A 6,252-nucleotide genomic window follows, 5' to 3' on the forward strand; every position below is an offset into this window, starting at 1 on the left:
ATGTGTTAGTTCCTTTTTTTTGAAAAAACCATTCGCTACTTCACTTTTGTAGTCTGGCAGCATATGAAAAGTAGTTTATATACGTCATGTGAATGCTGCGCTGCATTGCCTTTTTGAGGATTTACATTGTCCCTCAACGGCTGGCACACCAATCAGACTTTAACGCTAAATAAATAGAAGGTATGGGAATTTTTGATAAGAGATTACAGTATAAGCCATTTGAGTATCCGGAAGTGTTACAGTTTACCGAAGCGATCAATAAATCATTCTGGGTACATGCCGAGGTTGATTTCACGGCGGACACGCAGGACTTCCATTCCCACCTGAATCCGGCTGAAAGAACAGCAGTAAGAAACAGTCTGTTGGCTATTGCACAGATCGAAGTAGCTGTAAAGTCCTTCTGGGGTAACCTGTACAATCATCTGCCAAAGCCGGAGATGAACGGACTGGGTTCTACTTTTGCGGAATGTGAATTCCGTCACTCAGAAGCTTATTCCCGTCTGGTAGAGGTACTGGGTTATAACAGCCAGTTTGAAAAGCTGGTAGAAGTACCGGTTATCCGCCAGCGTATCGAATACTTATCTGATGCTCTCAGCAACGCAAAATCAACTGATACCAGAGAATATACCATTTCACTCATTCTGTTCTCTATTCTGATTGAGAACGTGAGCCTGTTCAGTCAATTTGCCATCATCCTTTCATTTACCCGTTTCAAAGGGCTGATGAAGAATGTGAGCAATATCATTGCCTGGACTTCAGTAGACGAGCAGATCCACGCGAATGCAGGTATCTATCTGATCAATAAGATCAGGGAAGAATATCCGGAAATGTTCGACGAAGCAACTATCACCAGAGTAAGTAATCTGGTAAAAGAATCTATTGAAGTAGAAAGCAGGATCCTGGACTGGATCTTCTCTGAAGGTAAGATTGATACTGTGAGTAAAGAGCATCTGGTAAACTTCATGAAATACCGTGCAGATGACAGTCTGAAAAAGATCAACCTGCCTACGCTTTTCAATATCAGTACAGAGGATAACAAGCCTATGCTGTGGTTTGAAGAAGAGGTGTTTGCCAACAGCCTGGACGATTTCTTTGCAAAACGTCCTGTGGATTACACAAAACACGACAAGAGCATTTCTGCGCTTGACCTCTTCTAATCTCATTTATTGAATCATTAAACGGAAAAAACATTTGTCATGGCGATAACAGAATTAGCACAGCTAACAGGTGTGACGGAACAATACGAAATGCCTAAGTTGTGGTGGAAGAATTCAGAGAGTGAACAGATCCTGAACAGAGGATATCTGTTAAAAGGCGAAACAGTAGAAGGAGCAATTGACAGGATCTGTACCGCTGCTGCACAGCGTCTCTATAAACCGGAACTGAAAGAAGCATTTGTTGAGATGATCGAAAGAGGCTGGATGAGCCTCAGCTCTCCTATCTGGGCCAACATGGGTACAGAACGTGGATTGCCGATCTCCTGCTTCAATGTGCATATTCCGGATAATATTGAAGGCATTACACACAAGCTGGGTGAGGTGATCATGCAGACTAAAATAGGTGGAGGTACTTCTGCTTATTTCGGCGGATTGCGTGCACGTGGGAGCGCGGTAACTGATAATGGTAAGAGCAGTGGTGCGGTGAGCTTCATGCGTCTGTTTGATACCGCTATGGATACTATCTCTCAGGGTGGTGTACGTCGTGGTGCATTTGCAGCCTACATGGACATTGACCATGATGATATTCAGGAATTCTTATCCATCAAGGATATCGGTCACCCGATCCAGAATCTCTTCTACGGTGTATGTGTACCTGACTACTGGATGCAGGATATGATCGACGGTGATATGGAGAAACGTGAGATCTGGGCGAAAGTGCTGGAAAGCCGTCAGCAGAAAGGTCTGCCTTATCTGTTCTTCACTGACAACGTGAATCGTAATAAACCACAGGTATATAAAGATCTGAACCTTGCTATCAACGCCAGCAATCTCTGTTCGGAGATCATGCTGCCATCTACAGAAGATGAGTCATTCATCTGCTGTCTCTCTTCCATGAACCTCGAGTTATACGATGAGTGGAAAGATACAGACGCTGTTAAACTGGCTACATTCTTCCTCGATGCCGTATTGCAGGAGTTTATCGTTAAAACTGAAGGTAACCACTTCCTCGCAGCGGCTAACCGTTTTGCAAAACGTCACCGTGCTTTAGGTCTGGGTGTATTGGGATGGCATTCTTATCTGCAGAAAAATATGATTGCTTTTGAAGGTATGCAGGCAAAACAACTGACCTCTATCATCTTCAAAGATATCAGAGATAAAGCTGAAAAAGCGACCAAAGAACTGGCATGGATTTACGGAGAACCAGAAGTATTGAAAGGATATGGCCGCAGGAATACTACCCTGATGGCAATTGCGCCTACTACTTCTTCTTCTGCGATACTCGGTCAGACTTCTCCCGGTATTGAGCCATTCAGCAGCAATTATTTCAAAGCAGGTCTGTCAAAAGGTAACTTCATGCGTAAAAACAAATACCTGAAAGCCCTGCTGGAGCAGAAAGGTATCGACAATGAAGACACCTGGCGCAGCATCATGCTGAATCACGGTAGCGTACAGCATCTCGAAGAACTGACTGAACACGAGAAAGATGTGTTCAAGACCTTCAAAGAGATCAGTCAGCTGGAAATCGTTCAGCAGGCTGCTATCCGTCAGACGCATGTTGATCAGGCACAGAGCCTGAACCTGAATATTCCTTCTAACCTGCCGGTGAAAGAGGTGAACAGACTGTTGATTGAGGCATGGAAATTAGGTGTGAAGACATTGTATTATCAACGTAGTCAAAGCGTGTCTAAAGAGCTGGTGAACAGTCTTGTGACATGTAAGAGTTGCGAAGGATAAAGAAAAAAGGGTGTATCAAAATACTTGATACACCCTTTTACTTTAATGTCCACTGATGTTGTTTCCCCATCATTCTTCTACTTTCCGATATCTATTAAGGATTCTTCACTCTCCCCGAATTCTCTTCATGTGAAGATCATCCACTGGTGAAATCCAACCTTTTGTACCTAAACCCCATATTTGTCCTTTAAATTTGACAGGTATCAGTAAGATGTTATTAAAGCTTAGATATGTCCGTAGATGCTATTCAAATAGCCATGCAACTTAAGCAAGAACTTGACCAGTTGCCTCCCCTTAGCCCAGAGCAGGAAGCCCGCATTATGCAGAAGTTCCGTCTGGATTGGAATTATCACAGTAATAATCTGGAAGGTAATAGTCTTTCCTATGGAGAGGCTAAAGCACTGATTATGTTTGGTGTTACCGCTCAAGGGAAGCCACTCAAAGATCATTTCGAAATTACAGGGCATAACGAGGCTATTAAATGGGTTGAAGAGGTTGTAAAAGGTGACTATCCGTTAACCGAAATGTTTATCAGGGAATTACACGTTTTGCTTTTAAAAGAATCTTATGATGCACGTGCAATAACACCAGACGGCAATGCCACCAAACGCCGGATCGAAGTAGGCCGTTACAAATCAGCCCCGAATCATGTTCAGACTATTACAGGTGAAATTTTTTATTTCGCCAGCCCGGAGGAAACGCCGGCAAAAATGCATGATCTGATCGAATGGTACAGGGAGGAAAGCGAAAAACCAGATGTAAATCCTATTATACTAGCGGCAGAATTCCACTATCAATTCATAAGGATACACCCTTTTGATGATGGGAATGGAAGGTCAGCACGTATACTGATGAACTTTATATTGATGAAAAGTGGTTTTCCTCCGGCTATTATCAAGACACAGGATAAACAAAATTATTTCAATGCGCTCCGGCAGGCAGATGCAGATAACTTTCCGGCATTCGTTGAATATATTGCGGAAAATCTGGTTCGCTCACTTGAAATTATGATTGCAGGTGCTAAGGGAGAGAATATAGAAGAGCAAGACGATGTTTATAAAGAAGCCGCATTATTAAAACAACGCTTAAATGCCATTGGCAATGTAATAGAACATAGGACAGCAGAAACACTGAATGAACTGTTTGACAATGCGATTGTGAAGGCTTATGATACCTTTTTGCCAAACTTTCTTCAGTTTGCGGATTACTATTTTACTGTTGACCAGACAATAGAAATTGACGGAACGAGTAGAAGATTGGGTGAACGTTACAGTACTATCCATATTGCGAAAAAACAGATAACAAATAACCTTAACAGAATTATTCTCCGGTTTACTTACGAACGCTTCAAGTTAGAAGGTTTCAAAGAGTTTAGCCATACAGCTCAAATTGTGTGGGAATTTCAAAAAACCTATTACACTACAAACTTTGATGGAGGCAAAATTTATTACAGGCACTCTTACGGGGAATATCTAAGCTTAGATCAGATTAACGAGCTTGGCAAAGCAATTATTGAGGAACATAAAAACCTGATAGAAAAAAAGCTTGCTGAAATCAACACAGGGAGAGCTCATGAAGAATAAGCAAGTTGAACACGCATTCTTTAAACATTTTTGTTTTCTTAGCTATTTAAATCTCCATGGGTATCTACACCCTATAGTAATATGATACATGCCAGACACATTAAATCGGGAGCGCATTAAAATGCGCTCCCGATTTGTTTATGGATCCGTTACGCTAAAGAATGCGTTTACTGCTATTTGCCGCTTTCACTGTCGGGAGATTCGTCAACATATAATACTGGTCCGCTGTTGGAAGTTTCTTCATTGATGGGCTGTGCTCCACTGGTTTCAATATACGCTTTGAAATTCCGGAGATCTTCTTTGATCATTGATTCAAACAAAGGATTCAGCAATTTTGCCAGACCTCTGCCTGCAGGGCCGAGCGGCGCCCTATAGGTGATGACGATCTGTAGTTCTGTGCTCTTCTCTCCTGCATCGACGAAGGTAACTTTACCTGCGTTGTCGATATCTGCGCCCGGCAAGGCATTCCAGCCAAGCAATGCACCTTCTTCTTCCTTGATGATCTCTGCATCCCAATTAATGGGGCCTGGCATCCCTGGAATCTCGGCTTCCCAATGGTAACGCCCTCCGCCCAGATCTGTGACTGTTTTGAGATGTCTCATAAAAAGCGGCAGGTTCTCCAGATCTCTCCAGAAAGCATAGACTTCATTGCGTGGACGGCCGACGGTCAATGATACGCGGACATTAACATTCTTTGCCGGATCAGGCAACCGTTTTTTCCTCAGTGCGCTGTATGCAGGCAATTACCTGTGATGGCACGATAGAGCAGGAAGGCGCCGGCCCCGGCTTTGAGGAAACGGGCTTTTTTTCCGGTAATCGCATTGATGAGCAGAAACCCGCCTGCTACGGCAGAAATGATACGTTCGGTGTTATTTACGTTTACTGCAGGTTTATTGCCTGTTGAAGAATTTTCGTTCATAACAATTTTTTTATGGTTTAACAATACTGTGCATGATGAAGAAATTACTCAGGCATCGTTGGTCACAGGTCCATCAGACACCCGCTTGTTCAAATGAGCGGGTTTATCCTTTGTCTGATTGATTTTCCCGGCGTAAGATGATACGATCGAGATAAATGATCCCATGCTGAAGTTGAGTACGAGAGCATTTATTATCAACATAAACAACCAGCCAGCCGGTCTTTCCGGTACCTGAGGCGGGGCGCTATCGGGAGCAAGTGTATCCGGGGTAGACGACAAAATATCCGGATAGAATACTGTTAGCAAATTGCTGCAAAAATCATGGAAATGATGGTACCGATCACGGTGGTCAGATGTGCAGCAATCAACATGGAGACTGTCCGCTGTTTCTCATATGGCCTGTATATCAGTTTGAAATTATAGGCCAGTATTGCCACGCCAAATAAGGCATTTCCAATATAGAGTAAATACAAACTTTCATAGTTACCGTCCTTCAGATGAATGATCAGTAACACACTATACAACAAAGCGGCTATTAAGCCATACATTAAGTATTCCAACCAATGTTTTTTGTCAAATACAGGATTTCTCATGTCCCCGGCTTTTTCCTGATAAACAGGAAAATCGTACCAGTAGCAAATACAGCCAGAATATCTATAGCAAATGGTTAAAGTGCGTTGATGTGACACAACAGTGTAGCAGTTAATACTCACTACATTCATCAAGTGCCTCTTTGTGTTTTAACCGGCGTTGTACTTTCTGTGGCAGTTTCGAAGCTGGGATCAGAGTCACCAGCATCAATACAGCTGTAAAAGAATCCATCCCTTAATGCGTAGTGTTCTGCCAGCATTGTTTC

General features: G+C 42.8%; 6 protein-coding genes. 3 read left to right on the forward strand and 3 right to left on the reverse strand.

Translation table 11 applies throughout. The features are described 5' to 3' along the window. The first annotated feature begins 182 nt into the window (after positions 1–182). The 3 genes from FEF09_RS26480 to FEF09_RS26490 all read left to right on the forward strand — a co-directional run bounded on the left by FEF09_RS26480 (position 183) and on the right by FEF09_RS26490 (position 4,477). Positions 183–1,157, forward strand: a complete 975-nt coding sequence (locus FEF09_RS26480; protein ID WP_146307892.1) for a ribonucleotide-diphosphate reductase subunit beta — start codon at positions 183–185, stop codon at positions 1,155–1,157. Between the two features lie 39 nt (positions 1,158–1,196). Beyond that, positions 1,197–2,894: a ribonucleoside-diphosphate reductase subunit alpha gene (locus tag FEF09_RS26485; protein ID WP_012791074.1), complete on the forward strand. Its 1,698-nt coding sequence runs from the start codon at positions 1,197–1,199 to the stop codon at positions 2,892–2,894. A 230-nt stretch (positions 2,895–3,124) separates the two neighbouring features. Further along, positions 3,125–4,477 (forward strand): Fic family protein, encoded by a 1,353-nt coding sequence (locus FEF09_RS26490; RefSeq protein WP_146307893.1) that lies wholly within the window; start codon positions 3,125–3,127, stop codon positions 4,475–4,477. A gap of 173 nt (positions 4,478–4,650) precedes the next feature. Here FEF09_RS26490 and FEF09_RS26495 read toward each other — a convergent pair whose 3' ends face one another. From FEF09_RS26495 to FEF09_RS26500, 3 genes are all read right to left on the reverse strand, one after another. Beyond that, positions 4,651–5,187 (reverse strand): SRPBCC family protein, encoded by a 537-nt coding sequence (locus FEF09_RS26495; protein WP_261387797.1) that lies wholly within the window; start codon positions 5,185–5,187, stop codon positions 4,651–4,653. 11 nt (positions 5,188–5,198) lie between these two features. Then, entirely contained in the window at positions 5,199–5,396 is a 198-nt protein-coding gene (locus tag FEF09_RS33815; protein WP_261387798.1) for a DUF2892 domain-containing protein, read from the reverse strand. Between the two features lie 299 nt (positions 5,397–5,695). Beyond that, positions 5,696–5,989, reverse strand: coding sequence for a hypothetical protein (locus FEF09_RS26500; RefSeq protein ID WP_146307894.1), 294 nt, complete (start codon positions 5,987–5,989; stop codon positions 5,696–5,698). Between the last annotated feature and the right edge of the window lie 263 nt (positions 5,990–6,252).

Source organism: Chitinophaga pinensis (assembly GCF_007896845.1).
Taxonomy (GTDB): Bacteria; Bacteroidota; Bacteroidia; order Chitinophagales; family Chitinophagaceae; genus Chitinophaga; species Chitinophaga pinensis_C.

Excerpts from the sequence above, each read along its gene's own strand:
- FEF09_RS26480 (WP_146307892.1), top strand. The coding sequence starts at position 183 with ATGGGAATTTTTGATAAGAGATTACAGTATAAGCCATTTGAGTATCCG.
- FEF09_RS26485 (WP_012791074.1), top strand. The coding sequence starts at position 1,197 with ATGGCGATAACAGAATTAGCACAGCTAACAGGTGTGACGGAACAATAC.
- FEF09_RS26490 (WP_146307893.1), top strand. The coding sequence starts at position 3,125 with ATGTCCGTAGATGCTATTCAAATAGCCATGCAACTTAAGCAAGAACTT.
- FEF09_RS33815 (WP_261387798.1), bottom strand. The coding sequence starts at position 5,396 with ATGAACGAAAATTCTTCAACAGGCAATAAACCTGCAGTAAACGTAAAT.
- FEF09_RS26500 (WP_146307894.1), bottom strand. The coding sequence starts at position 5,989 with ATGAGAAATCCTGTATTTGACAAAAAACATTGGTTGGAATACTTAATG.